This window comes from Alphaproteobacteria bacterium (assembly GCA_030739735.1).
In the GTDB taxonomy this organism is placed as follows: domain Bacteria; phylum Pseudomonadota; class Alphaproteobacteria; order UBA7887; family UBA7887; genus UBA7887.
In genome coordinates this window covers 158,278-184,580 of sequence record JASLYQ010000003.1, presented here as the reverse complement: position 1 = coordinate 184,580, position 26,303 = coordinate 158,278, and the positions used below count along the sequence as shown (strand labels likewise).

Genomic DNA, 26,303 nt, shown 5'->3' with positions numbered 1-26,303 from the left:
AGGCCGTGCCTTCCTGGTCGCCATGAGTCGGGCTGACGCTGCTGTCGATATCAAGCACGATCGTCTTCGGCGGATGCCGCTCATGCACCCGGTCGATCCATTGCCCGGAGAGATCAGCCAGTGCGGTGAGGTTCTGGTCGGTGGCGAGAAACTCGGTCTCGAAGCGCCCCATCTGGCTGGTCGATGCAGCAGCCTTGGCCACGGCGCGACCGCCGACAATCCAGCGCATTGCCGGATCACGACCCAGACGGTCGGCGTCGTTCACGTCCTCGTAGCCGCCAAGGCGACCGAAAACAGATTGCCGGAACAATCCCGCCATTGCGTGTTGGCTGTTCTTTCCCGTGCGGGCGTCAACCAGTTCATCGCCGACCATGCCGGTCAGACCAAGGGCATCATCGAGTTCGCGATAGGCAAGCAAACCAGCATCGGACGTGATCCTGGAACCGTGGAACTCCAGCTTCAGGCGGCGGTCAAAAACCAACCGCAACGGCTTGTTTTCGGATTCACCCTCCGGGTTCGCCATTAGCCCTGCCCCCAGATACGCCCAACACATTGATTCTTATATCAGAATTATGGCTAAATCGCATCTGTTGGCAGGCTCATATGGGAAATGCGGGCTTATACATCCACCACTTTTCCTTAACTTTCTTATTTCCTCCCCCAGCGTCTCCTGATACCCCCATAATTACCCAAATATCCCAACTTCAATTTGGAAATAAGGGTAAATTTGAGGAAACTTTTTTTGGGGCATTCCTATAATGGAAATCAGGGAGATTCTGGAAAAAACTAGACAGAACAACTGTTCCCAGACTATTCCACAGTCACCGATTTCGCTAAGTTGCGTGGCTGATCGATATCAGTGCCTTTGAAGACGGCAACATGATAGGCCAGCAATTGAACGGGAATAGCGTAGAGGATGGGTGCCACTAGCGGGTCAACTTCCGGCAGGGCAACGCTATCGCTGACGCGCTCGGCGAGGCGCGCGCAACCAGCCTCGTCGCTGATCAAGATTACGCGACCGCCGCGGGCCGCAACTTCCTCAACGTTCGACGCGGTTTTCTCGAACAACGCATCCGAGGGCGCGATGACGATCACCGGCATGCCGTCGTCAATCAGGGCGATGGGGCCGTGCTTAAGCTCCCCTGCGGCATAGGCTTCGGCGTGGATATAGGAGATCTCCTTGAGCTTCAACGCACCTTCAAGGGCGATGGCAAAGGAGGTGCCGCGGCCAATATAAAGCACGTCGCGCACCTGATGGATGCTCTCGGCGATCTGACGCAAGCGCTCGTCGTGGCTCAGCACCTCTGCCGCCCGCGCCGGCACCTCGGCGAGCGCACCAGCGAGCCGCAACTCATCTTCGCAGCTGACCATCCCGCGGGCGCGCCCGCAGGCGATGGCAAGACAAGCGAGCGAGGCGAGTTGAGTCGTAAACGCCTTGGTCGAGGCCACTCCAATTTCGGGCCCTGCCAGGGTCTGTAACACTGCATCTGCCTCACGCGCCATGCTAGATTCTGGTACGTTGACAAGCGCCAAGGTCGGCTGTCCCTGCGTCTTGGCATGGCGCAGAGCAGCTAGCGTATCCGCCGTCTCTCCCGACTGCGAAATGAACAGGCCGAGACCGCCGGAATTCAATGGGGGGTGGCGATAGCGGAACTCGGAGGCGATATCGATATCCACGGGTAGTCTGGCAAAACGTTCAAACCAGTAGCGTGCCACCTGTGCTGCATAAAATGATGTGCCACAGGCGATGATAGTCAGGCGCTCGACCGCGGCGAGATCGGCCGACAACGGCGGCAGCACGACGCGCCCCTCCGAAGGATTGTAGTAGCTGTGCACCGTATCGCCGATGACGCCGGGCTGTTCGTGGATCTCCTTGTGCATGAAATGACGATGCTCGCCCTTGCCAATAGCGGCGCCTGTCAGCGCCGTCTCTCGAACCGGTCTCTCGACCTCGGCACCTGTGACATCGTGCACACGCGCGCTGTCGCGCCGCAGCACCACCCAGTCTCCCTCCTCGAGATAGAGAATGCGGCGGGTAAGCGGCGCCAGCGCCATGGCATCGGAGCCGAGATACATCTCGCCATCGCCAAAACCGACGGCAAGCGGGCTGCCGCGACGCGCGCCTACCAGAAGATCGTCCTCACCCGCGAAGAGAATGCCGAAGGCGAAGGCGCCCTCGACCCGGTCCAGCATGGCGTCGGTCGCCTCTTCCGGGCTAGCGCCGCTGTCCAGCGCACTGGTCAAAAGATGAACCACAACCTCGGTGTCGGTGTCGGTATCGAACGTGTGGCCGGCCGCCACGAGCTCCTTGCGTAGAGCCTGGAAGTTCTCGATAATTCCGTTATGGACCACGGCGACGCGCGCGCTCGCATGGGGATGCGCATTCCCGGTGTTGGGCGCGCCATGGGTCGCCCAGCGCGTATGGCCAATGCCAATTGTACCGGCAAGTGGCGCCATCTCTATCTCCGCCACCAGGTTGGTCAGTTTCCCCTCGGCGCGACGACGCTCGATATGACCATCCACCAGCGTAGCCACACCCGCCGAATCATAGCCGCGATATTCGAGCCGACGCAGCCCGTCGAGCAACAACGGCGTGGCCTCAGCTGTGCCCACGGCACCGATGATGCCACACATGGATCAGTCCTTTCGCTGGCGGCGAAACCGGGCAGCACCATCGGGGATGTCGCGCTGCTCTCCCCGCGCCACCGCCAGGGCATCTGCCTCAACATCCTTCGTCACGGTGCTGCCGGCGCCGACCATGGCGCCGTCTCCGATGCTCACAGGCGCCACCAACGCGGTGTTTGAACCGATAAAGGCGCCGGCGCCAATCTCCGTACGATGCTTGGAGAAGCCATCGTAATTGCACGTAATGGTGCCGGCGCCAATATTAGCGCCAGCGCCGACGCTGGCATCGCCGACATAACTGAGGTGGTTGACCTTAGCACCGGCGGCGATCTCGGCCGCCTTGGTCTCGACGAAATTACCGATCCGTGCGCCCTCACCAAGCCGCGTGCCGGGGCGTAAGCGGGCGAAGGGACCAATGCGCGCACCTGCCGCGACCATCACCCCTTCCAAATGGCAGAACGCCAGGATCTCGCTGCCGGCGCCAATATGAACGCCCGGACCAAAAACCACGTTAGGACCGACCGTCACATCCTGCTCAAGCACGGTGTCGTGGCTCAAGAAGGTGCTTGCTGGGTCGGTCAAGGTGGCGCCGCTGGCCATAGCCCGTGCGCGCAAACGAGTCTGGATCACTGCTTCCGCCACCGCCAGGTCGGCACGGCTATCGACGCCGAGCAGGGACTCTTCTGCCGCTTCGAGCACTACGGATTGGCGCCCGTCTGCAGCGGAGATGGCAACGATGTCTGTCAGATAGTATTCGCCCTTGGCATTGTTATTGTCGAGTCGCGCCAGCAGTCCCGGTAGGGGCCCGCCGTCGAGCGCCATAACACCGGAATTGCAGAGATCGAGCGCAAGTATCGCAGCATCGGCGTCGCGTGCCTCGACGATGCGCTCAAGCTTTCCGTTATCGTCGCAGACCAGACGGCCGTAGAGCCCGGGATCGGCTGGGCGGAAGCCCAGCACAGCCGCCGCAGCGGTGGCGCTACGGCGCGCATCGAGCAGTGCCGTCAGCGTCTCCACCTCAAGTAACGGCGTATCGCCGTATAGCACCAGCACATCGCCAGTAAAACCGCTGAGCGCATCGCCCGCCTGCATGACGGCGTGGCCGGTTCCCTCCTGTAACTCCTGCACCACGCTCGGCCAAGGCGAGACAGCGGCCCCTACTTGGGCTTCGCTCACTACTACCAAGCGGCGCTCTGGCACCAGAGCCTCAGCCATCGCCAGCACGTGACCAACCAGCGGCAAGCCGGCAAGCGGATGCAGCACCTTGGGCAGGGCGGAGCGCATGCGCGTGCCCTTGCCTGCGGCAAGCACCACGATAGCGAGCGGAGCAGAGTTCTTGTTGGTCATGGCTCTAGGATATAAGGGATGCAGCAATGCACAAGACCGCCACCATTGTCTTCGATCTAGACGGCACCCTGATTGACAGCGCTCCGGACCTGACGGAAGCGCTCAACCGTGTGCTCCACGGGCAGGGTCTGCCGCCCGTAACCACGGCTGCGGTGCGCCACATGGTAGGCGATGGCGCGGTAAAGATGATCGAGCGCGGCTTCGCTGCTGCTGGACGGCCCTGGAACGACGGCCTGCCGTTGACGCTACGCGATTCGTTTCTCGCTCACTACGAAGACTGCATGACTGACAACACGGTGACCTTCGACGGCGTCACCGCAGCATTGGAAGCGCTCAGTGATGCGGGTTTTCGGCTGGCCATTTGCACCAACAAGCCCGCAGCGATGAGCGAAGTAATACTTGCCCGGCTCGGGCTTAACCGATTTTTTGCCAGTGTGCTCGGCGGCGACAGCCTGGCAGTGCGCAAGCCGAATCCGGCTCATCTGCTTGAGGCGATCGGCCGCGCCGGCGGCACCCATGATGCCGCTGTCATGGTGGGCGATAGCAAGACGGATGTCAGGGCCGCACGCAACGCCCGCGTACCCGTAGTAGCGGTGAGTTTCGGTTATACGCGGATCGCCCCTGCCGAGCTTGGCGCGGACGCCCTGATCGACCATTTTGATGAGCTACTGCCCGCCTTATCCGAAATGCTTGTCCCGTGAAAACGAGAAGAGGCCGCCGGAAGCCGCCAAAGAGAAAATGGTGGGCGAACGACGACCTCAAAGCGAAGGGGGGGGTCTCTATCCTTCGGCTCCGGCAGATAGTGGGAGAAGCTGCAGGCGGCCGCTTTGATATAAGTCAATCGCACTTCGAATAACCGCAGGCCGTACAATTGTCGCAATTCTCTTGACGCACCAGGGTGCGGCGGGCGCAGCGCGGGCAAGCCCGCGACGATGGCGCCAAGGCAGGCGCATTCTCAGCGGCGGACGCCTGACCGAGAAAGCCGATGGCGAACATGTGACGCTCGATGATATCGCCGATTGCTGCCAACAGTGAAGGCACATAGGTGCCGCCCATCCACTGCCCGCCGCGCGGATCGAACACCGCCTTCAGTTCACCGACCACGAAAGAGACGTCGCCTCCTCGGCGGAAAACGGCGCTGATCATACGCATCAGCCCGGCGGTCCAGGCATAATGCTCCATGTTCTTGGAATTGGCAAAAATCTCGAAGGGTCGGCGGTGACCATCCTGGATGATGTCGTTGATGGTAATATAGAGGGCGTGCTCGGTCTCCGGCCAGCGCAGCTTGTAGGTGCAGCCGGGCAGCTCCTCCGGACGGTCGAGGGGCTTTGTCATGGTCGCGGCGCCGCCGGCATCGAATTCGTCAGCAGGGCGCACAGCTAGCGATTCGAGGGGCAACTCCGCTTGATCGCCCGCGGGGCTACCCTCTCCCGCCTCCAGAACCGCACCGGTAATGGCATTGGGGCGATAGGTAGTACAGCCCTTGCAGCCGAGCTCGTATGCCCGCGTATAGATTGATGCAAAATCCTCGAAAGAGATTGCCTCCGCGCAGTTGATAGTTTTCGAGATGGCGCTGTCGATATAACGCTGCACTGTCGCCTGCATGATCAGATGATCGGCCGGCACCAGTGACTGGGCATCGACGAAAGCGCCGGTCAACGGCGCCTCCTCGCCGAACATCTCGCGATATTGGCGATAGGCATGGTCGCTCACCGCCAGAGAGCGATTGCTGCCATCGGGCATCAGCATGGTGCGCTGGAAGGTGAACGCGTAGACGGGTTCAATTCCCGAAGAAACGTTATCGGCCAGCAAAGAGACCGTGCCCGTCGGCGCCACCGAGGTGATCACGGCATTGCGCAGGCCGTGGTCGGCTATCGCCTGGCGCACCTCCTGCTCTAGCCCGGCTACGAACTCACCGGCCAGGTGCTCCTCCACATCGAACAGCGGAAAGACACCCTTTTCCTGAGCCAGCGCCGAGGAAGCCAGATAGGCAGCGCGTTGAAAGACCGTCATCCACTGCTCGGTGAGTGCCACCGCCTTGGTCCCGCCATAGCGAGCCCCACACATGATCAAGGCATCGGCAAGCCCAGTAATGCCGAGCCCAATGCGCCTTTTGGCCACCGCCTCCCGCTCCTGCTCCGGCAAAGGATAACGCGAATTATCGATCGCATTATCGAGCATGCGTACGGACACGGTAACCAGAGATTCAAGCTCAGAAAAATCGATTTTCGCTTCATCAGTAAATGGCCTATTAACCAATTTTGCAAGATTAATTGAGCCAAGCAAGCATGCTCCATAGCTTGGCAGCGGCTGCTCGCCACATGGATTTGCAGAGCGAATATTCTCTAGGTAGTGCAGTGGGTTGCGTTGATTTACCCGATCAATAAAAATAACACCTGGCTCGGCATAGCTGTAGGTCGCGCGCATGATGCGCTCCCATAAGGCGCGAGCAGACACAGTACGCCAGGTAACGCCGCCGAAAGCTAGGTTCCAGGGCCCATCGCGCGCCACCGCATCCAGAAAGGCATCGCTGACCAGAACCGAGAGATTGAACATGGACAGCGTGCCGCTTTGGCGTTTGGCGTCGATGAAGGCCTCGATGTCCGGATGATTACAGGCCAGCGTGGCCATCATGGCACCGCGGCGATGGCCGGCGCTCATGATGGTGCGGCACATGGCGTCCCAGACGCGCATGAAGGAAACCGGACCCGAGGAATCCGCGCCAACCCCATGCACCGGCGCACCGCGCGGCCTCAGTTCGGAAAAATCAAGACCGATGCCACCGCCCTGCTGCAAGGTCAGCGCCGATTCCTTAAGGGATTCAAAAATTCCTGCCATATCATCGGCCACGTCGCCCATAACAAAACAGTTGACGAGCGTCACTTTGCGCTCACTGCCAGCACCGGCCATGATGCGACCGCCCGGCAGGAAGCGGAAATCTTGCAACGCCGCATGAAAGCGCTCAGCCCAGCCCTCGACATCCAATTCCGGCGCCGCTAAGGCTCGCGCCACGCGCCACCAGCTGTCGTCGAGAGTGCCATCCATGGCCTCGCCATCGGCCCGCTTGAGTCGATATTTCATGTCCCATATCTGATGGGATATTGGAGTGATAGCGATGCTCATGATGCCTGAAGTCTACGGCTGTACGGCGCCAGCGGTCAAGAAATTGTTCTTACTATGTTCCCCTCGCCCCAACAGTTCCGCCGCACACACCAATTCGTCTAGTAAGGTCCGCCGTGCCGAAGACAACACGACGCAATGATCGAGATTCCGAATCTGCCTAAGGTCTCTCGTTGAGGGGGAACGACGACCGCATCACCAACCTGATCGATCCTATCGGCTCCAGCGAAACAACGCCGTTTCGTGCCATCTAAATGGGCAACAAGCGCAGCTGCATACCGCTCGCCAAGGCACCGCTCGGACTGCCGATGACGGCCACGATCATGACGATAAACCCGTTCGGATTTCGAGCCCTACTGAGCCGGGCATCTAGGGGCTCGTTGGCGAGCTTCCTGACCTCTGCTAGCGAGCACCACAAAGTCCTTGCGGCCAACGCCAGCACGCGCTGCCTAGTAATGGCGGTGAGCGCCAGCAGGTTGACTTCTCGGATGGCTGAGTTCTTGACCAAAATCCGCGGCGCCTGGACGCTGCGCAAGTCAAGGGAGAGGCGGCTAGACAGATCGGCGGACCGCCCTTGTTTTAGCCGTGGTCCGGTATTCAGTCCATGAAACTGTCTTCGAAATATTCCCACTGACCATCGGTCGGCAGCAACACATCGGCACAGTCGACGACGAACAGGCCGTTGGCCAGCGCTTGCTCCTCGAAGTCCCCGTCGCTAGCCGTCGCCGCATCGATCTCCTCGGGTGAATAGTCATCGCCGAAGTGCTCCTGCGACTTTTTTCGTTGGTCGAAGCCCCATTCATCAGGATGACCCAACGAGATCGGAATCTCGACATAATCGGCCCCACACCTAGCATAACCACCGATGTCCTCGGACATCGCGCCGATTGCTGTAGACCCTAGTGAAAACAAGGCAGCCACCATCGCCCGCGCCATGCCGCGGCAATATCGTCCAGGCACGTGTTTACTCCCTCTCGTCTCGCCGTCTCAATCCTCTCGCAAACATATGATAGCGGTTTGTACGGCCTGCAGCTATCCCCGTCGCATCAGCACGGTACCAGCCACATCCGTGGAAAAGCCGAAATGCCCACGAACACCATAATGCCGCAGCGGGCCCCTTTCGCTCCTGTCGAAGTAGCCAATATCCCCATTGGCACCGCACCGCTTGGCATGCTGGCAAGCAAGGTGGCGAGGGAAACACCTCAACACTCTTCGCCACCGCCAAGGCCGTCGACATCCAGATTGAATTGAATCCGCCGATTATCAGCGAATACCGCCTGACCAGTTAAGCCATTTCCATGTGAAAGGGATCGTTTTAACCTGGCGTATCGTGGTGTCGTTCTTCCGCTTGTGGCTATCAAGCCACACTCATTTCAGCGCCCTCTAATCTATATGAAATTGGTGCGGGCGGAGGGACTCGAACCCTCATGGGCATAAGCCCAACGGATTTTCGTACCAACTACGGTTTTCACCGCCCTTGCCCCAGCAAGGTTTGTGGTCTGGACTATCCCTTCACCGTAGCTATTGCCTTAGGTGCTGCCCGTCTAGTCTCTACACCTTCCCAGCGCTAGCAGGGCTTGGCTCGGGATTGCCATTCGACAGGTTTCCCCGAATTTGAGCAGTTCTACATCCTCGGTTTCCTGAGGTGCACTCAAGTATCGCGTTAAGTCCGTTGCGTATACCAATTCCGCCACGCCCGCATGGCATCAATGAACAATTCATCCTATGCGACAGATCATCTCACCGTTCAAGTCCCGATTATGGACAAGCCGGCTTGCAAGACGGCCTATTTTTCGAGGACCGGCTCGCCGCCGAGCTCATCGATAACCGTCATCAGTCGGCCCGCCGCCTCCTCGAGGCTGGCGATGTCAGCGCCGCGCAACACCAGGTTTGAGCCGAAGCGGCCGACGCGGTAGAAAGGATAACTGCCCATGTCGATATCCGGATAGTCGCCCTGCAGGGCCCTGAGCGGCCCGGCAAGCGCACCTTCGGAAAGGTAGGCGACGACGGTGCACGAGCGAGTCGGCGTGCCGCCACTGACCGTCTCCAGCGCCGCTTCGAGCATCGCCTGCATGATTTGCGGCACACCGGCAAGCACGAAGACATTGCCGGTGCGGAAGCCCGGCACGCCGGAAATCTTATTCTGCACCAGTTCGGAGCCCGCGGGCATGTTAGCCATGCGCTTGCGAGCATCGTTAAGCTCAATGTTGCGCTCGCGATACTGCTCTTCGAGGATCGCCAGCGCCGCCGGGTTTTGCTCTAATTCGACGCCGAAGGCCTTGGCGATGCATTCAGCGGTGATGTCGTCGTGGGTTGGCCCGATGCCGCCGGTCGTAAAAATGTAGTCATAGCGCACGCGACAGGCATTCACGGCTGCCACGATCTCCTTCTCGATGTCGGAAATCACGCGCGCCTCGGCAAGCCTGATACCGGACTCGGTGAGCCGACCCGCAATATGCCCGAGGTTCACATCCGCCGTGCGCCCCGACAGAATCTCATTGCCGATGATAAGCGCGCACGCTGTGGGCTGGGGGACGATATCGTTTGGCATGGAGGCTTCTCCTTCTCCCGGCCAAGCATACCGGAGAGATATCCGTCACCCAAGCCGGTTGAGCGTCACGGCGCCGCTCCCTATGGTCGGGTAATGCGATTCTCCGATCCCCTCGTGCGCGCCACGCTGATTAAGCGTTACAAGCGCTTTCTGGCCGATATGCGTTTGGACGACGGCAGCGAGATTACCGCCCATTGCGCCAATCCAGGCAGCATGACGGGCCTCGCTGAGCCGGGGCTCGAGGCTTGGCTATCACCGGCTCGCAATCCCCAGCGCAAGCTGCGTTGGTCGTGGGAGCTGGCGCGGATCAATGGCCGCCTGGTAGGCATCAACACGGCCTTGCCGAACACTATCGTCGCCGAGGCCATCGCTGCCGGTGCCATCCCTGAACTTGCTGGCTACGGGACGCTGCGGCGCGAGGTGCGTTACGGCAAGAATTCCCGTATCGACATCCTGCTTGAGGACGCCGCCCGCCCCGCCTGCTATGTCGAGGTCAAGAACGTCCACCTTAAACGCGACGGTCCGGCCGAGTTCCCCGATGCCGTGACCAAGCGCGGCGCCAAACATTTGGAAGAGCTTGGCGATATGATCGAGGCTGGTCATCGTGCGGTGATGATCTATCTCGTACAACGTGAGGACTGCGACAGCTTTGCCGTGGCCGGCGATATCGATCCGGCTTACGAAGCCGCATTTGCACGCGCCATCACACGGGGCGTGGAGTCGCTGTGCTATGATTGCCGCCTCAACACTGAGGCGATCGTCGCCAACCGCCCTCTTCCGCTGAAGCTGCCCAACAGAAACGAGACCGGATAGTGGAGAGCATGAAGAAAGCGACGTCAAACATAGCCGGGTTGGACTCGAGCACGCGACCGGAAGAGCTTCGGCGCAGCGAAGACGGGCGTGCTGTCCGTATCCACGGTGAGGAAGCCTTCAACGGTATGCACAGGGCTGGTCGCCTGGCCGCCGAGGTTCTGGACTTCATCGCACCGCACGTGGTGCCGGGTGTGACCACGGGCCTCCTCGATACACTGTGTCACAATTTCATCGTTGAGCACGACGCCGTGCCAGCGCCCCTGAACTACCGCGGCTTTCCCAAGTCCATCTGCACGTCGGTCAACCATGTAGTCTGCCACGGCATTCCAGACGACGCCAAGAAGTTGGGTAAGGGCGATATCATCAATATCGATATTACGGTCATTCTCGACGGTTGGCACGGCGACACCAGCCGCATGTTCTGGCTTGGCGAAGTGCCGCGCAAGGCTGCGCGGCTGACCAACGTGACCTACGAGGCGATGATGCTGGGAATCGCTGCCGTGCGCCCCGGCGCCACCCTTGGTGACATCGGTCATGCCATTCAGAACCATGCCGAGAGGCACCGTTGTTCGGTGGTGCGCGATTTTTGCGGCCACGGTATCGGCCGCCTCTTTCACGACGTGCCAAGCGTTCTCCATTACGGCCGCCCCGGCAGCGGCATGACGCTACAGGAAGGCATGTTGTTCACCATCGAGCCAATGATCAATCTCGGCCGCCACGAAACAAAGATCCTCGGCGACAGTTGGACGGCCGTGACCAAGGACCGCTCGCTGTCGGCGCAGTTTGAGCACACGGTCGCCGTAACCGCCGATGGCCACGAGATTTTTACCCTCTCGCCAGCCGGTCTCTACCAACCACCCTATGGGTGACCGCCACGAAATGGATCACGCCTCCAGGCTGCGCCTGCGCCTTTAAATGGGCAGTGCGGACGCCGCTGCCGGCTGCGGGGTTCTCGAGATACTTCTGTTCGCCGCCTAGCGCGGCTCGCGCTCCGTTCACCTTTAAACGTCCCGCCGATAAAGATCGCCGGTAAGACCTCAGCCATCCGCGGCAGTATAGAGTTTCGGCACGGTCCTGGCGCCGCCCGTGTTGCGGCGACATTGCCCATCTAGCGTCACACCCTCGTCGAAGACCAACTTCTCGTAAAGCACATCACCGGTCACTTCGGCGCTTTCGGAGATGCACACTGAGCGTGCATTGACGTTGCCCTCAACCACGCCGAGGATGTGCGCAATCTCGACATTGACCACGCCGACCACCCGGACCCCGGCGCAAACGGTCAGGCCGCGGCTGGGGGTCGTCCGAGATTGTTCGTCGCTCATGGGCACACTTCTGCTCGTAGGCTCATCTGGCTTGTTGAACGCGACTGCGATCCAGCTGCTTCCCTTATTGGCAGAAATTAGACGCTCTTCGGTGTCGCGGCGCGAGGCACTTGCCTCTCTGCGACACTGCTGGCACCTTTCCCGCCCCGCAAGGAAAGATTTGTCATGCCCCTCGAGACCCTGACTTTTGAGAAATTGGTGGCGCGTCCAGTGGTACTGACACTGGAACGCCCGCCGGTATTACGCATCGCTACCATCGACCAGTGGCCACTGATCCTGATCGACCTCCACACCCGCGAAGGCGTGACCGGACGTGCCTATCTCGAGCCCTATGTGGCCAAGTCTATGCGCTATCTGGTGCCAGCGCTGGAGGATATGAGCGAGATGCTGACAGGGCAAAAGGTGGCACCGTTCGAACTCTACCAGGCGGCCCGCAAGTCGCTCCATTTCGTGGGTTATGGCGGGCTCGCCATGATCGCCGCCTCGGGCCTCGACATGGCAGCCTGGGATGCCCTGGCGCGGGCCGCGGAGGTGCCGCTCTGCACCCTGCTCGGCAGCTCGCCGCACCCAGTGCGCGCCTATAACAGCAACGGCCTCTGGCTCAAGGCGCCGGAAGCCGTGGCTGCGGAAGCGTTGAAACTGCGCGACGAGGGCGGCTTCGCAGGCCTTAAATTACGCCTCGGGCGAGAGCGCATTGCAGACGACGACGCTACCCTCGCGGCGGTACGCAACGCGGTCGGCGAGGATATGCGACTGATGGTCGACTTTAACCAAGGCCTAGACATGGCCGAAGCAATCGAGCGATGCCATCACCTAGACGATGCCGGGTTGGCCTGGCTCGAAGAGCCCGTGCTCTACGAAAACTATGGCGGCTATGCCAAGCTCGCCGCCGGTCTCAAGACTCCGCTGCAAATCGGTGAAAATTTTTACGGACCGCGCGATATGGCCGTGGCGCTCGAGATGAAGGCCTGCGACCTCGTGATGCCCGACTTCATGCGCATCGGCGGCGTCACCGGCTGGCTGCAGGCGGCGGGCATCGCGGCCGGGGCCGGCATCCCTATGTCGACACATCTTTACCCGGAGGTCGGAGCCCATGTCATGCGCGTGACAGAGACTGCCCATTGGCTGGAGTGGCAGAGTTGGGTAAACCCTCTTCTGCAGGAGCCGTACCCCATTATAAATAGTGAGCTACATATTCCTAACCGCCCAGGCCTAGGCCTCGAATGGAACGAAGACATAGTGCGCGCTAACCTTTACGAAGGATAAAGGAAACCAGCCATATCTCGTCTCATTGCCCTGTGTCTCAGCGTCGCTGTAACGTACATAGCCGTCTCGTCCACCCAAGCGTCGGAGTTAGTCGGTACCTGGAAGCTCAAATCCGTGGGCATCACCAACAGCGTGGGCTGGCACAACGAAATGGCGTGGGGAAACGCCCACCTCATCTAGACCGCCGACGGACACGTTATAACTATACGCGCGACCGAGAATCATCCGGGCCTTTTAAGCGACGCGACCAGCGCGCCCGAAAGCGGGCGCGCCATCGCGTATTCTACCATGTTCGCCTATACTGGCCGTTATGAGGTGTCGGAAGGCAGCGTTACCCATCACGTCGATAGCGCGTGGAATCCCAACTGGGTCGGCACCGAGCAAAAACATATATTCCAGATTGATGGCGATCCGCTCATTCTGCGCACGCCGCGGATTTCGAGTGACGGCGCCCATGTGTTTCTGGAGCTGACCTGGAAGCCCGACGCGGGGTAGATGCAACATGCCAGCCGGGTCATCCTCCGGGATTGCCGCGCTGGCCATCGCAAGGGCGGTCACCATTGTTATCTGGGAGGTGTCGTGAGATTTTTCATCATCGCCTGCCCGGCTGTGATCTGGTGAACGTCAACTGGTCAAACCGTGATCTCTCGAAGTTCAATTTCCGCGTTGCCAACCTGTCCATCACCGAGCTGTCAGGCGCACACCTTATCAGCGCCGACCTGAATAACATCCACCTCTGCGCCGTTACCCTGCCAAACGGAAAGAAAAAGCACAGATACTGTTAACCTCTATCCCGGAGCGCGAGACATGACAGACAGACCCTGCACTTTGATCGTCGGGGCCGGCAGCGGCCTCAGCGCTAGCCTCGCTCACCGCTTCGCCTCAGATGGCCACGAGATTGTGCTCGCCGCGCGCAACACTGACAAGCTATCGGCGCTATGCGACGAGACAGGCGCAAGCGCACAGACGTGCGATGCCACCAAGTCGGATCAGGTGGCCGTACTCTTCGACGCCATTCGCGATCGTCACGACCGGCTAGATCTGGTCGTCTACAATCCGAGCTGGCGGCCGCGGGGCCCTCTCGTCGACCTGGTGTCGGACGAAGTCGAGACGGCACTTGCAGTTACCTGCTTCGGTGCCTTTCTTGTTGCCCAGGCGGCTACACGCGTCATGCTGCCCCGCGGCACCGGCAGCATCTTCTTCACAGGCGCCTCGGCAGGCGTTAAAGGCTATGCTCGCTCGGCACCGTTCGCCATGGGCAAGTTCGGACTGCGTGGGCTGGCCCAGAGCATGGCGCGGGAGCTGTCTCCGCAAGGCCTGCACATCGCCCATTTCGTCATCGACGGCGGCATCCGCGGAGTTGGCACGAGCAGCGATTCCGGCGATCGCATGCTCGATCCGGACGCCATCGCAGAAACCTATCACGCTGTCCACAAGCAGCACCGCAGCGCCTGGTCGTGGGAGGTCGAACTACGGCCCTGGGGCGAGAGCTTCTGAGCAGTTGACCGGCGTCCGGCTCGGCCCTATTCAGAACGCATGGAAAATCTCTGGTCAGACGCCGACGCTCAGGCGGCTGCCGCGCGCTACGCTGAGGATGGTATCGGCGAGGACGTAGCGATGCGCATCTACACCACGCGTCTGCTCGGCGGTGAGCCGCGGCTGGTGCAGCACGGCGGCGGCAACACCTCCGTAAAGACGATTATGCACGACATCGCCGGCAACGCCTGCAACGTGCTCTGCGTCAAGGGATCGGGCTGGGACATGAGTCATATCGAGGCGCCCGGCCTGCCCGCCATGCGTCTCGAAGCTGTGCGGCCGTTACTAGCGCTGGACAGGCTCTCCAACGAGGACATGGTCAACGCCCTGCACCTCAGCCTACTCGACAGCAGAGCGCCCAATCCCTCGGTCGAAGCGCTACTGCATGCTTTTCTGCCCGACAAATTCATCGACCACACACACGCTTGGCCAGTGTTGGCGCTGACCGATCAACCTAACGGCGCTGAACTGAGCGCCGAGGTATATGGTGAGCGCGCCGCGCTGGTGCCCTACATCATGCCAGGCTTTGCCCTAGCTCAGAAAGCCTACGAGGTGCGTGCCGCAAACCCAAACGTCGAAGGACTGGTCTTACTAAAGCACGGCATCGTCAGTTTCGGCGAAAGCGCCGAGGAGGCCTATCGCCACATGATCGAACTGGTAGGCCTTGCCGAGGAAAGGCTGGCCCAAGCCGGCAGCGCGCGCTTCGTGCCCGTGGCGCTGCCGGCTTCGCTGGCGCCGCTGGAAGTGGTGGCGCCGGTGCTACGCGGGCTGCTGGGCGGCAAGTGCTGGCTGCTCGATTACCGCGGCGGCGAAGCCGTGCTCGACTATGTTAATGGCGAAGAGCTGGCGCGCTACGGCCAGGCCGGCGTGGTCACGCCCGACCATGTCATCCGCACGAAGGGCAAGCCTTTACTCCTACCCGCAACGGAAGCGAAAAAGCTGAACGAATGGCGCCAGATGGCAGAGGCGGCGTTGAATGATTTCAAGGCCGATTACGATGCCTACTTCGCCCGGAACAATGGCCTTGACGGTGTGCCTAAGACACAGCTCGACAGCGTCCCCCGTGTGGTCATGGTGCGCGGGCTAGGTTTGTTTGGTATCGGTGCCAGCGCCGACGCAGCCCGCATCGCTGCCGACCTCGCCGAAGCCAGCGTTGCCGTGGTCGGCGATGCCGAGGGCCTCGGCCGCTTCACAAGCATCGACGAGTCCAACTTGTTTGATGTCGAATACTGGTCGCTGGAGCAGGCCAAACTCGGCGACGGCACCGAAAAGCCGCTGGCGGGCCAAATCGCCGCCGTCACGGGGGGTGCCGGCACCATCGGGGCGGCCATAGCACGCTCGCTCGCAGGCGCCGGCGCCACGGTCATGACACTCGATCTTGACGGCAACGCCGCGGACCTCGCCTGCGATGTAACCGACCAGGCCTCCGTGGATGCAGCTTTCACCGAGATTTGCTGCCGTCATGGCGGTCTCGACATTCTCGTCTCCAATGCCGGTGCAGCCTGGCAGGGGCGCATCGGCGAGGTGGATGAAACGGCTCTGCGCCATAGCTTCGAGCTTAACTTCTTCGGCCACCAACGCGTTTCTCAAGCCGCCGTGAAGATCATGCTAGCGCAGGGAACCGGCGGCGTGCTGCTGTTCAACGTCTCCAAGCAGGCGGTCAATCCCGGTCGCGATTTTGGCCCCTACGGCCTGCCCAAGGCGGCAACGCTATTCCTCAGCCGGCAATATGCGCTCGATTACGGCAGCGATGGTATACGCGCCAATGCCGTCAACGCCGACCGCATCCGCTCCGGCCTGATGAGTAATGACATGATCGCGGCGCGTGCCAGCGCCCGCGGTCTCGCGGAAGAAACTTATATGTCTAATAATCTATTAGGTTGCGAGGTAACGGCTGATGATGTGGCTGAGGCATTTTTAAATCTTGCGCTGGCCGGAAAAACCACCGGCGCCGTAATGACCGTTGACGGCGGCAACATCGCCGCCGCCCTACGCTGAGGACGATAGTATGATTCCCCGCTACACCCGGCCGGAGATGGCCACTATCTGGAAGCGGGAGACGCGCTTCCAGATCTGGATCGATATAGAGCGCTATGCCTGCGAGGCGCAGGAAGAACTCGGTGTGATTCCGAAAGGTGTCGCCGCGGCATTGGCAGAACGCGCCGATTTCGAGGTGGCGCGCATCGACGAAATCGAGACTGGGGTCAAGCACGACGTCATCGCCTTCCTGACCAACCTCGCCGAGCATGTCGGCGAGGAGGCGCGCTTTGTGCATCAGGGCCTGACCTCGTCGGATGTGCTCGACACCTGTTTCGCGGTGCAACTCACGCGTGCCAGCGACATCCTGGTTGCCGACCTCGACGCACTGCTGATGGTGTTGGAAAACCGGGCGCGCGAGCACAGGACGACAATCTGCGTTGGCCGCAGCCACGGCATTCACGCCGAGCCCACCACCTTCGGACTCAAACTCGCCCAGGCCTATGCCGAGTTCGACCGCAACCGCGCGCGTCTGCTGGCGGCGCGGGCCGAAATCGCGACCTGTGCCATATCGGGCGCCGTCGGCACCTTCGCCGGCATCGATCCACGGGTTGAAGCGCATGTGGCCCAGCGCCTGGGTCTAGCACCGGAGACGGTGTCCACCCAGGTCATCCCGCGCGACCGTCACGCCATGTTCTTTGCCACCCTCGGCGTCATAGCCAGCTCGGTCGAGCGATTAGCTACCGAGATCCGCCATTTACAGCGGACCGAGGTGCGCGAGGCGGAGGAGTTCTTCTCGGTCAGGCAGAAGGGCTCGTCCGCTATGCCTCACAAGCGCAATCCGGTGCTAACCGAAAACCTGACCGGACTGGCGCGGCTGGTGCGCGCCGCCGTCACCCCGGCCCTGGAAAACGTGGCGCTGTGGCACGAGCGCGACATCTCCCATTCCTCGGTGGAGCGCAATATCGGCCCAGACGCAACGGTAACGCTTGACTTCGCCCTCACCCGCCTGACCGGCATTATAGACAAGCTTACAGTCTATCCCGAAAACATGCGCCGCAATCTCGACATGTTGGGCGGCTTAGTGCATTCGCAGAACGTGCTGCTGGCGCTCACCCAGGCGGGCATGAGCCGCGAGGCTGCTTACCGCGCCGTGCAACGCTGCGCCATGCCCGCGTGGCGGGGCGAGGGCGATTTCCGCTCTCTGCTGGGCGCGGATGATGAGATTGCCAAGCATCTCGATGCCGGGGCGATCGCCGATCTCTTCGACGAAACGCACAATATGCGCCATGTGGACACCATTTTCGCACGCGTGTTCAGCCCACGACCATGAGGCGGCAAGCCGTTCTCGAATTCTGGTTCAAGGAAGCCGGGCCGAAGCACTGGTCCGTCAAGGACCCGATCGGGACGATAACGCCATCAAGGCAAAACTAGCCAACGCCCCTGCCACCCCCAGCCAAGCTCGGTTCCTATATCCGCTGCGAACCACCAGCCTAGGAGCAAAGCTTTACGCTTTAGGCCGAGATCGCTATTCCAGTCGGACCCATTTCCGGAGAGGTGCGAATGACGGACGAGATAACTGTCGGCGATATAGCCGCAGAGTTTTTACAGGCCTGCGGCGTGAAAACCGCCTATGGCGTGATCTCGGTACATAACATCCCGCTCCTGGATGCCATCGGCCGACGCAACGCCATCCGCTTCGTGCCGGCGCGAGGAGAAGCGGGGGCAGCGCATATGGCGGATGCACATGCGCGGGTCTCCGACGCACTCGGCGTCGTCATCACCAGCACTGGACCGGGCGCTGCCAATGCTGCGGGCGGACTGCTCGAAGCACATTTTGCAGGCTCCCCAGTGCTCCACATCACCGGCCAGACCGCTACCACCAATGTCGACCGCCAACAGGGCATGGTCCATGATGCGCCCGAGCAACTACGCATGATGGCGTCCGTGGGCAAGGCGGCCTATCGCGTACGCTCTGCCAATACTGCACTTGGCGTACTGACCCGTGCTGCCGCGGAGGCCCTGACACCACCGCGCGGACCGGTCAGTGTCGAGATCCCGATCGACGTGTTGCGCACGACCCTGCAACGTCCGCGCCAGCTTGAGGACTTTTCCTTACCGGTGCCGCCGGCACTGGCGCCCGATGAAGCCGCACTTTCCACCCTGTGTGACCTGTTAGTAGGCGCCCACCGGCCTATGCTCTGGCTGGGCAGCGGCGCACGCCATGCAACCGAGGCGGCAGCGAGCCTCGTCGATCTCGGCGTCCCGCTGGTGACGAGCTGGAACGGGCGCGGCGTGGTCGACGAGGATCATCCGCTCACCCTCGGCGGCCTCAACGGCACCCCTGAGATCGAGGAGTTCTACGCTAGCGTCGATCTGCTCATCGTCGCAGGCTCGCGTCTGCGTGGTCACGAGACGCGTGACATGAGCCTTGCCTTACCGGCGCGACGGGCGCAGATCGATGTCGATACCAGCGCCAATGGCCGCACCTATACGAGCGAGCATTTCGTCTGCGCCGACAGCTCCCTGACCCTCACCGCACTGGCCAGGCGCGTTGCCGGTCGGCTTGCTATCGAGGCCGGCTACGGCGAGGAGGTCGCGGCGCTCAAGGCACGAGCCACTGAGGCCTATCGGGACTATCTGGGTCCCTATCGCAGTTTTCCGGGCGATTTGCGCCAGGCCATGCCGCGCGACGCGGTTTGGGTGCGTGACGTAACGCTCAACAACAGCACCTGGGGCAACCGCATCTTTCCGGTCCATGACCCACGCGACAACGTCTATCCGGTCAGCGCCGCGATCGGTCCGGGCCTGCCTTTCGGTATCGGCGCGGCACTCGGAGCTGGCGGGCGCAAAGTTGTCAGCATGTGCGGCGATGGCGCCTTCTATCTTAGCTTGGCAGAAATCTGGACCGCCGCGGACGCCGGCGCCGATGTCGTGTTCCTGGTCATGAACGATGGCGGCTACGGCGTCATCCGCCACATTCAGGACAGGCTATACGGCGGTCGCCATGTCTACGACAAGCCTTCGGGCCCAGACTTCGAAGCGCTTGCCGCGCTCGCCCGCGTACCTTTCCGGCGCGTGACTAGCGCCGCGGCCCTCGGCCCCACGGTCGCCGAGAGCATCGCCATCGACGGCCCAGTGCTTGTCGAGGTAAACATGGCTGCGATCGGTACCTTCCCGCCCTATTTCGTGCCACCGCCATCTATGGCAGCGCAGAAAGAAAAGGTATAATCGAACTTTAAGCAATATCGGCTGGCTGCATGAGATTTCTCGCCCTCGTTCTCATTGTCGCCATACCGGGTCGCCCAGCTATGTGGTCATGCGGTGAGGCGCGTCTTGTGACGCTAGAGTACCGGCCGAAAACCGTGGATCCAGGGACATACGCCGGTGGACAGGCATAGTGGCCCTCGTCGACGCCACCTATCGCGAAGCTACTCGCTCATGATTTGCACGCGCGCCTCACCCATCAGGTCGTCCATCTGCACACGGATCTTGGTGGCATCCGTATTGACGCCCTTCCCCTCGAAGTCGCGCAACACCTTCTCCAGCACATCCTCGTCGCCGGGACGCTCAAAGTCAGATAGCACAACCTCCTTGGCATAGGCCTCCGCCGCTTCGCCAGTCAGGCCCAGAAGCTCTGCCGCCCATAGGCCCAAAAGCTTGTTCCGCCGCGCGGTGACCTTGAAGCGTAGCTCCTCGTCATGTTCAAACTTTTTCTCAGCGTCGCGCTCACGATTGTCGAAAGTGGTCATGGCTGTCCCAGATTGTTATGTGGTGCGGCTCCAAGGCTTGCATATTGTGCCTAAGTCTCCTCCTTACTACCTTGTCCGCGCTCGAAATCAAACTAGGCTGCAATCCAATGTGCACCCTCATCCTGCTGCACCGGCCGGCGAACGACTGGCCACTGATCGTCGCTACCAATCGCGACGAGATGGAAGAACGACCCTGGGTGCCACCGGGCCGGCATTGGGCAGACCGCCCGGATGTGGTGGCCGGCCACGATCTGAAGGCCGGCGGCAGCTGGCTCGGGGTGAATGATCACGGGATATTAGCCGGAATTCTCAACCGACTGGGCACACTCGGGCCGGCACCCGGTATGCGTTCGCGGGGCGAGCTGGTGCTTGAAGCGCTCGATCACGCCGAAGCCAGAGCCGCTGCGGAAGCCCTGACCGATCTTGATGGCCGTGCCTGGCAGCCATTCAACTTGGTGATCGCCGACGCCCGCGATGCCTTCTTCGTGCGCCATCAGGGCGACGCGGAAGTCGGTGTATCAGCCTTGTCCGAAGGGCTATCCATGGTTACCTCACACGATCCCAACGACCGCCGCTCACCACGCGTCGATGCCTATATCGACCGCTTTCGCGAGGCTGAGATACCGGAGCCCGATACCGGCGGTTGGGCCGCTTGGCAGACGCTGATGGCGGATACCGGCTCCACTGCCCAGGCTGACCCCCTGGCCGCAATGTGCGTGATTACCGAGCACGGTTTCGCCACGGTGTCGAGTTCCCTCATCGCCCTAGCACCGGTCGATGACCTTCAAGCGACGTGGCACTGGCGATTTGCCCCCGGCAAACCCAACAAAACCCAGTATAATGAAGTAATTATTAATATATAAAACAATATACTATAATATATGTTTAATGTGTTCTCTAATTTCTTTCTAGGCATTGTACACTAACGCCGTTTGGCGTATGTAGAGGCTCGCGAACGGCCTTCATCGGAGGCCGTTTTTGGTCTTCGCCGCCCGGGAAAGGGAACCCCATGTCGCGCCGCAGACAAATTTTTGAAGGCAAGGCAAAAGTCCTGTTTGAGGGGCCAGAGCCCGGCACCCTGGTGCAATACTTCAAAGACGACGCCACCGCCTACAACAATAAGAAGAAGGGCACGATCACCGGCAAGGGCGTGCTTAATAACCGCATCTCGGAGTACCTGATGACGCGGCTGGCGGACATCGGCATCCCGACGCATTTCGTGCGCCGCCTCAACATGCGTGAGCAACTCATCAAGGAGGTGGAGATCATCCCCATCGAAGTGGTGGTACGCACTATCGCCGCGGGCTCGTTCACCCAGCGCTTCGGCGTGGCCGAGGGCACACCCCTGCCGCGCTCCATCGTCGAGTACTATTACAAGTCCGACGAGCTCGACGATCCGATGATCTCGGAAGAGCATATCACCGCCTTCGGTTGGTCGGCGCCGCAGGAGCTAGACGAGATGCTGTCGATGGCACTACGCATCAATGACTTCCTCGGCGGCCTGTTCTTCGCCGTCGGCATCCGGTTGATCGACTTCAAGGTAGAGTTCGGTCGGCTTTACGAGGGCGACGACATGCGCGTAGTACTGGCTGACGAGATCAGCCCCGACAATTGCCGCCTCTGGGATCTCAAGACCAACGAGAAACTCGATAAGGATCGCTTCCGCCGCGACCTCGGCAATGTCGAGGAAGGCTATCAGGAAGTGGCCAGACGCCTCGGCATATTACCCGAGAGCGGTCCGCGCGACCTGCAGGGCCCGGAGACCATGCAATGAAGGCCAAAGTCCATATCGTGCTCAAGCCGGGCGTGCTCGACCCGCAAGGCAAGGCCATCGAGAACGCCCTCGGCCACCTCGGCTTTGAGGGCGTCGACGAGGTACGCCAAGGCAAGTATATCGAGCTCAATCTCGCCGGGACGGATGCCGAGACCGTCCGTGCGACGGTCGATGCCATGTGCGCCAAGCTGCTTGCTAACACCGTGATCGAAGACTACTCGATAGATATCGCCGAATGAGCGCACTGCGCGCCGCCGTCATCGTCTTTCCCGGCTCCAACTGTGATCGCGACGTGGCGGTGGCGATTGGAGGAGCCACCGGTACGGCGCCGACGATGATCTGGCATGGCGAGACAGAATTGCCGCCCCTTGATCTGATCGTGCTGCCCGGTGGCTTCTCCTTTGGCGACTATTTGCGCTCGGGCGCCATGGCCTCACTATCGCCGGTGATGCACGAAGTGCTGGCGCGCGCCAAAGCCGGCGTCGCCGTGCTCGGCATATGCAATGGCTTCCACGTACTTACTGAATCCGGCCTGCTGCCCGGCGTGCTGATGCGCAATCGCGACCTGCGCTTTCTCTGCCGCCACGTCGCACTGACCGTTGAAAATACCGATACCCCCTTCACCACACCTTACGAAGTTGGCGAGCGCGTGAGCTTCCCCATAGCCCACAATGACGGCAACTACTTCGCTGATGCCGAGACCCTAGCCAGACTCGAAGGTGAAGGTCGCATCACCTTCCGCTATGCCGACGGCGCACCCAACGGCGCCCAAAACGATATCGCCGGCATAGCGGATGGGACGGGCCGCATCGTCGGGCTCATGCCCCACCCTGAGCGCGCCATCGAGCCCGAGCTCGGCGGCAGCGACGGTGCCCGGCTGTTCGCGGGACTGACCGAGAGCATCAATGCGTGAGATCGCGCTCGAGCACGGCCTCAGCGAAGCCGAGTATAACGATATCTTGCAGCATCTCGGGCGCGAGCCGAATATCACCGAGCTCGGAATCTTCTCGGCCATGTGGAGCGAGCATTGCTCTTATAAGTCCTCGCGTATGCACCTGGCAAAACTGCCAACAAACGCGCCATGGGTCATTCAGGGGCCAGGCGAGAATGCCGGTGTGGTCGATATCGGCGACGGCCAGGCCGCCATCTTCAAGATGGAGAGCCATAACCACCCCTCCTATATCGAGCCCTATCAGGGCGCGGCGACGGGTGTCGGTGGCATCTTGCGTGACATCTTCACCATGGGTGCACGGCCCGTAGCCAACCTCAACTGTCTGCGCTTCGGCTCGCCAGAGCATCCCAAAACACGGCACCTGGTGGCCGGTGTGGTGAGCGGCATCGGCGGCTACGGCAACTGCATCGGTGTACCGACGGTGGGTGGCGAATGCTCGTTCGACGCGCGCTACGACGGCAACATTCTAGTCAATGCCATGACGGTAGGCTTGGCCGATGCCGACCGCATCTTCTACGCCACTGCCAGCGGCGTCGGCAGTCCGGTAGTTTATGTCGGCTCGAAAACCGGACGCGACGGCATTCATGGCGCCTCGATGGCCTCCGCCTCGTTCGGCGGCGACGTCGAGGAGAAGCGCCCGACGGTGCAGGTCGGCGATCCGTTTACGGAAAAGCTGCTGGTCGAAGCCTGTCTGGAATTAATGGCCACCGACGCCATCATCGGTATCCAGGACATGGGCGCAGCCGGGTTGACCTCCTCGGCGGTCGAGATGGCGGCCAAGGGCAATGCCGGCTTCCACCTCGCGCTCGACAAAGTGCCGGCACGCGAAGAAGGCATGACCCCTTACGAGTTGATGCTCTCCGAGAGCCAGGAGCGCATGCTGATGGTGCTGCGCCCCGGCGCTGAGGCCAAGGCGCATGCGATCTTCAAAAAGTGGGAGCTCGATTTCGCGGTCATCGGCGAGGTCACAAACGGTAATCGCCTGTTGCTGACCTGGGAGGACGAGGTCGTCGCTGACATGCCCGTCGGGCCGCTGGCTGAAGGCGTGTGCTACGATCGGCCCTATAGTGAGCCGCCTAAGCCTGAACCCCTGCCTGCACTGCCGGACGCCAATTTTGAGAACGGCCTGCTGGCCTTGCTATCCGGTCCCGACCTCGGCTCGCGGCTCTGGATTTGGGACCAATATGATCACATGGTAATGGGCGATACCGTGCAGCGGCCAGGCAGCGACGCGGCGGTGGTGCGCGTCCACGACAGCGACAAAGGCCTCGCCATAAGCACCGACTGCACGCCGCGCTATTGCGAGGCCGATCCTGAACGAGGTGGCATGCAGGCCGTGGCCGAGGCCTGGCGCAACCTGAGCGCCACCGGCGCGATGCCGCTTGCCATCACCGACTGCCTGAATTTCGGTAATCCCGAACGACCCGAGATCATGGCGCAGTTCGTCTTTGCCTTGCGGGGCATGAGCGATGCCTGTCAAGCTCTTGATTTTCCAATTGTTTCAGGAAATGTCTCCTTCTATAACGAGACCGAGGGTCGTAATATTCCACCCACCCCGCAGGTTGGCGGCATCGGCCTGATCGGCAACATCGCGCACTTGGCCACCCCTGCCATCCCTAGCCCCAATCTTGCGCTTATCCTTATCGGCGATGGCGACGGCCATCTCGGTCAATCGCTCTATGCCCGCCTTCTGCTCGGCGACGACCGCGGCACGCCGCCGCCTGTCGATCTCGCCACGGAGCGCAAGAACGGCGATTTCGTACGCGGCCTGATAGAGCAGGGCCACATCTCTTGCTGCCATGATATCTCCGACGGCGGCTTCTACGTGGCAATCGCCGAGATGGTGGCCGCCAGTGGCATCGGTGCAGATATCAAGGGGCCTGAGGACGCCGGCTGGCTGTTCGGTGAGGATCAGGCGCGCTACGTAATTGCGACTGACGAAGCTGATGCTGTCCTCGCTGCCGCCACGGCGGCCGGGGTTGCAGCCAGTGCAATAGGGACCAGCGGTGGCGGTGCGTTGACACGCAATGGCACCAGTGCCATATCGGTGGATGACTTGCAGGCAGCGCGCGAATGCTGGCTGCCGGCCTATATGGCCAACGACTAGAGGGATACCACCATGGCGATGGACGCCAGCGAAATCGAGCGCTTGATCCGCGAGGGCATTCCCGACGCTGAAGTGCGCTTGGAAGATATGCGCGGCGACGGTGACCACTATGCAGCTTATGTCAGCTCGCCCTCGTTTCAGGGTAAGTCGCGGGTGCAGCAGCACCAGATGGTCTATGCTGCACTGCAGGGCAACATGGCCAGCGCGCTGCATGCCCTCGCCATTCAAACCTCTGTACCGGACGATGCCTGACCGGCCGGACAGGCACACAAGTAAGGAGACTTGACCATGACCGACGGCACCCCCGTATCCGAACGTATCGAATCCGAGATCGCCTCTCATCCCATCGTGCTTTTCATGAAAGGCACGCCGATCTTCCCACAATGCGGCTTTTCTGCCCTGGTGGTCCAGGTGCTGAGTCACATGGGCGTCAAGTTTAAGAGCATCGACGTGCTCAACGAGCCCGACATCCGCGAAGGCATCAAGCAGTTCAGCAACTGGCCGACCATTCCACAACTTTATGTCCGCAACGAATTTGTCGGCGGTGCCGACATCGTGCGTGAGATGTACGAGAACGGCGAGCTGAGCGACCTCATGGGCAAGCACGGCATTGAGGTAGAAGCCGCATGACTCTACCACACTCCTCATTTCCCAGAGGGCTGCTCCCCACCGGAGCGGCCCTTTCTAGTTCCCACCAGGTGAGATATCCATGCGCCGAGCCCTCGTTGCTAGGCTACTTCCTATCTCGGAAGTCATGCTACTAACTGCAAGAACCGCGTCATTTCTGTCGCCAATGATACCAACGTGATGATACTAATGGTCTTATGCTCCGACATAGACCGGTGACTAGCTCCATCGACTAGTCTACACTAATTATTAGTAAAAAATAGACTTTAGCCACCAAAGCACTAGCTTCACCGCCTCGCCGAGATTGGTTAGATACAGCCGCCCAGCGTAGTTCCGTTCCGGCTGCGTGCGCGTATCGCCCAGGACTATGTCGGGATTCTGCTCCAACATTTTCCGCGCTCCGGTCAAGCTGAAATAGCCCACATAATCACATCTGGTCAACGCGTCACTCCTCGGTCATTCGGACCATCATACCAGTATCGCCGGACGAAGCAGGACTTGACAGGTCATCGCGCACGATTATGTTCGCCACAA

General features: G+C 60.9%; 27 protein-coding genes. 17 read left to right on the top strand and 10 right to left on the bottom strand.

Annotation, left to right across the window (positions count from 1 at the left end):
* The 3 genes from QF629_03270 to glmU form a co-directional block, all read right to left on the bottom strand.
* The coding region (locus QF629_03270) for a transposase (protein MDP6012557.1) at nt 1-523 on the bottom strand (523 nt) is incomplete at its 3' end.
* Nucleotides 524-810: 287 nt separating this feature from the next.
* Nucleotides 811-2,634, bottom strand: coding sequence for a glutamine--fructose-6-phosphate transaminase (isomerizing) (gene glmS / locus QF629_03265; protein MDP6012556.1), 1,824 nt, complete (start codon nt 2,632-2,634; stop codon nt 811-813).
* 3 nt (nt 2,635-2,637) lie between these two features.
* The gene (glmU, locus tag QF629_03260) at nt 2,638-3,972 is read right to left on the bottom strand and encodes a bifunctional UDP-N-acetylglucosamine diphosphorylase/glucosamine-1-phosphate N-acetyltransferase GlmU (protein ID MDP6012555.1); all 1,335 of its coding nucleotides are present in this window, start codon (nt 3,970-3,972) and stop codon (nt 2,638-2,640) included.
* 26 nt (nt 3,973-3,998) lie between these two features.
* On the opposite strand from glmU, the gene gph reads away from it, so the two are divergent.
* Entirely contained in the window at nt 3,999-4,673 is a 675-nt protein-coding gene (gene gph, locus QF629_03255; GenBank protein MDP6012554.1) for a phosphoglycolate phosphatase, read from the top strand.
* A gap of 136 nt (nt 4,674-4,809) precedes the next feature.
* Here gph and QF629_03250 read toward each other — a convergent pair whose 3' ends face one another.
* The 4 genes from QF629_03250 to QF629_03235 all read right to left on the bottom strand — a co-directional run bounded on the left by QF629_03250 (nt 4,810) and on the right by QF629_03235 (nt 9,643).
* Nucleotides 4,810-7,095: an adenosylcobalamin-dependent ribonucleoside-diphosphate reductase gene (locus QF629_03250; GenBank protein ID MDP6012553.1), complete on the bottom strand. Its 2,286-nt coding sequence runs from the start codon at nt 7,093-7,095 to the stop codon at nt 4,810-4,812.
* Between the two features lie 247 nt (nt 7,096-7,342).
* Nucleotides 7,343-7,600: a hypothetical protein gene (locus QF629_03245; protein MDP6012552.1), complete on the bottom strand. Its 258-nt coding sequence runs from the start codon at nt 7,598-7,600 to the stop codon at nt 7,343-7,345.
* Between the two features lie 89 nt (nt 7,601-7,689).
* On the bottom strand, nt 7,690-8,052 hold the full coding sequence (locus QF629_03240) for a hypothetical protein (GenBank protein ID MDP6012551.1): 363 nt from the start codon (nt 8,050-8,052) through the stop codon (nt 7,690-7,692).
* A gap of 826 nt (nt 8,053-8,878) precedes the next feature.
* A complete protein-coding gene (locus QF629_03235; GenBank protein ID MDP6012550.1) occupies nt 8,879-9,643 on the bottom strand; it encodes a molybdopterin-binding protein in 765 nt (254 codons plus the stop codon).
* Nucleotides 9,644-9,736: 93 nt separating this feature from the next.
* Between QF629_03235 and sfsA the strand changes: the two genes are divergently transcribed.
* Both sfsA and map read left to right on the top strand, forming a co-directional pair.
* The gene (sfsA, locus tag QF629_03230; GenBank protein MDP6012549.1) at nt 9,737-10,456 is read left to right on the top strand and encodes a DNA/RNA nuclease SfsA; all 720 of its coding nucleotides are present in this window, start codon (nt 9,737-9,739) and stop codon (nt 10,454-10,456) included.
* 8 nt (nt 10,457-10,464) lie between these two features.
* A complete protein-coding gene (gene map, locus QF629_03225) occupies nt 10,465-11,325 on the top strand; it encodes a type I methionyl aminopeptidase (protein ID MDP6012548.1) in 861 nt (286 codons plus the stop codon).
* A gap of 168 nt (nt 11,326-11,493) precedes the next feature.
* Here the strand turns inward: map and QF629_03220 are convergent, their stop codons facing one another.
* Nucleotides 11,494-11,778, bottom strand: coding sequence for a polymer-forming cytoskeletal protein (locus QF629_03220; GenBank protein MDP6012547.1), 285 nt, complete (start codon nt 11,776-11,778; stop codon nt 11,494-11,496).
* Nucleotides 11,779-11,943: 165 nt separating this feature from the next.
* Between QF629_03220 and QF629_03215 the strand changes: the two genes are divergently transcribed.
* From QF629_03215 to QF629_03185, 7 genes are all read left to right on the top strand, one after another.
* The gene (locus tag QF629_03215) at nt 11,944-13,044 is read left to right on the top strand and encodes an enolase C-terminal domain-like protein (protein MDP6012546.1); all 1,101 of its coding nucleotides are present in this window, start codon (nt 11,944-11,946) and stop codon (nt 13,042-13,044) included.
* A gap of 204 nt (nt 13,045-13,248) precedes the next feature.
* Complete coding sequence (locus QF629_03210; GenBank protein MDP6012545.1) at nt 13,249-13,539, top strand: lipocalin-like domain-containing protein; 291 nt, start codon at nt 13,249-13,251, stop codon at nt 13,537-13,539.
* 122 nt (nt 13,540-13,661) lie between these two features.
* Nucleotides 13,662-13,829, top strand: a complete 168-nt coding sequence (locus QF629_03205; protein MDP6012544.1) for a pentapeptide repeat-containing protein — start codon at nt 13,662-13,664, stop codon at nt 13,827-13,829.
* A gap of 22 nt (nt 13,830-13,851) precedes the next feature.
* Nucleotides 13,852-14,541, top strand: coding sequence for an SDR family NAD(P)-dependent oxidoreductase (locus tag QF629_03200; GenBank protein MDP6012543.1), 690 nt, complete (start codon nt 13,852-13,854; stop codon nt 14,539-14,541).
* A gap of 39 nt (nt 14,542-14,580) precedes the next feature.
* Entirely contained in the window at nt 14,581-16,578 is a 1,998-nt protein-coding gene (locus tag QF629_03195; GenBank protein MDP6012542.1) for a bifunctional aldolase/short-chain dehydrogenase, read from the top strand.
* A gap of 10 nt (nt 16,579-16,588) precedes the next feature.
* Nucleotides 16,589-17,890, top strand: coding sequence for an adenylosuccinate lyase (gene purB / locus QF629_03190; protein MDP6012541.1), 1,302 nt, complete (start codon nt 16,589-16,591; stop codon nt 17,888-17,890).
* 230 nt (nt 17,891-18,120) lie between these two features.
* Entirely contained in the window at nt 18,121-19,788 is a 1,668-nt protein-coding gene (locus tag QF629_03185; protein MDP6012540.1) for a thiamine pyrophosphate-binding protein, read from the top strand.
* A gap of 200 nt (nt 19,789-19,988) precedes the next feature.
* On the opposite strand, the gene QF629_03180 is transcribed toward QF629_03185, so the two are convergent.
* Nucleotides 19,989-20,309: a DUF1476 domain-containing protein gene (locus QF629_03180; GenBank protein MDP6012539.1), complete on the bottom strand. Its 321-nt coding sequence runs from the start codon at nt 20,307-20,309 to the stop codon at nt 19,989-19,991.
* A gap of 107 nt (nt 20,310-20,416) precedes the next feature.
* Here QF629_03180 and QF629_03175 point away from each other — a divergent pair, with 107 nt between their 5' ends.
* The 7 genes from QF629_03175 (at nt 20,417) to grxD (ending at nt 25,772) form a co-directional block, all read left to right on the top strand.
* Entirely contained in the window at nt 20,417-21,172 is a 756-nt protein-coding gene (locus QF629_03175) for an NRDE family protein (GenBank protein MDP6012538.1), read from the top strand.
* A gap of 146 nt (nt 21,173-21,318) precedes the next feature.
* Entirely contained in the window at nt 21,319-22,083 is a 765-nt protein-coding gene (locus tag QF629_03170; GenBank protein ID MDP6012537.1) for a phosphoribosylaminoimidazolesuccinocarboxamide synthase, read from the top strand.
* Nucleotides 22,080-22,322, top strand: coding sequence for a phosphoribosylformylglycinamidine synthase subunit PurS (purS, locus tag QF629_03165; protein ID MDP6012536.1), 243 nt, complete (start codon nt 22,080-22,082; stop codon nt 22,320-22,322). The genes QF629_03170 and purS overlap by 4 nt, the downstream gene beginning before the upstream one ends.
* 5 nt (nt 22,323-22,327) lie before the next feature.
* Nucleotides 22,328-22,996 carry a phosphoribosylformylglycinamidine synthase subunit PurQ gene (gene purQ, locus QF629_03160; GenBank protein ID MDP6012535.1) on the top strand — a complete coding sequence of 223 codons (669 nt, stop codon included), beginning with the start codon at nt 22,328-22,330 and terminating at the stop codon, nt 22,994-22,996.
* Nucleotides 22,989-25,142 (top strand): phosphoribosylformylglycinamidine synthase subunit PurL, encoded by a 2,154-nt coding sequence (gene purL / locus QF629_03155; protein MDP6012534.1) that lies wholly within the window; start codon nt 22,989-22,991, stop codon nt 25,140-25,142. The genes purQ and purL overlap by 8 nt, the downstream gene beginning before the upstream one ends.
* Before the next feature lie 12 nt (nt 25,143-25,154).
* A complete protein-coding gene (locus QF629_03150) occupies nt 25,155-25,394 on the top strand; it encodes a BolA family transcriptional regulator (GenBank protein MDP6012533.1) in 240 nt (79 codons plus the stop codon).
* Between the two features lie 36 nt (nt 25,395-25,430).
* Nucleotides 25,431-25,772 carry a Grx4 family monothiol glutaredoxin gene (gene grxD, locus QF629_03145; protein MDP6012532.1) on the top strand — a complete coding sequence of 114 codons (342 nt, stop codon included), beginning with the start codon at nt 25,431-25,433 and terminating at the stop codon, nt 25,770-25,772.
* A 246-nt stretch (nt 25,773-26,018) separates the two neighbouring features.
* On the opposite strand, the gene QF629_03140 is transcribed toward grxD, so the two are convergent.
* Nucleotides 26,019-26,159: a hypothetical protein gene (locus QF629_03140; protein ID MDP6012531.1), complete on the bottom strand. Its 141-nt coding sequence runs from the start codon at nt 26,157-26,159 to the stop codon at nt 26,019-26,021.
* Nucleotides 26,160-26,303 lie beyond the last annotated feature (144 nt).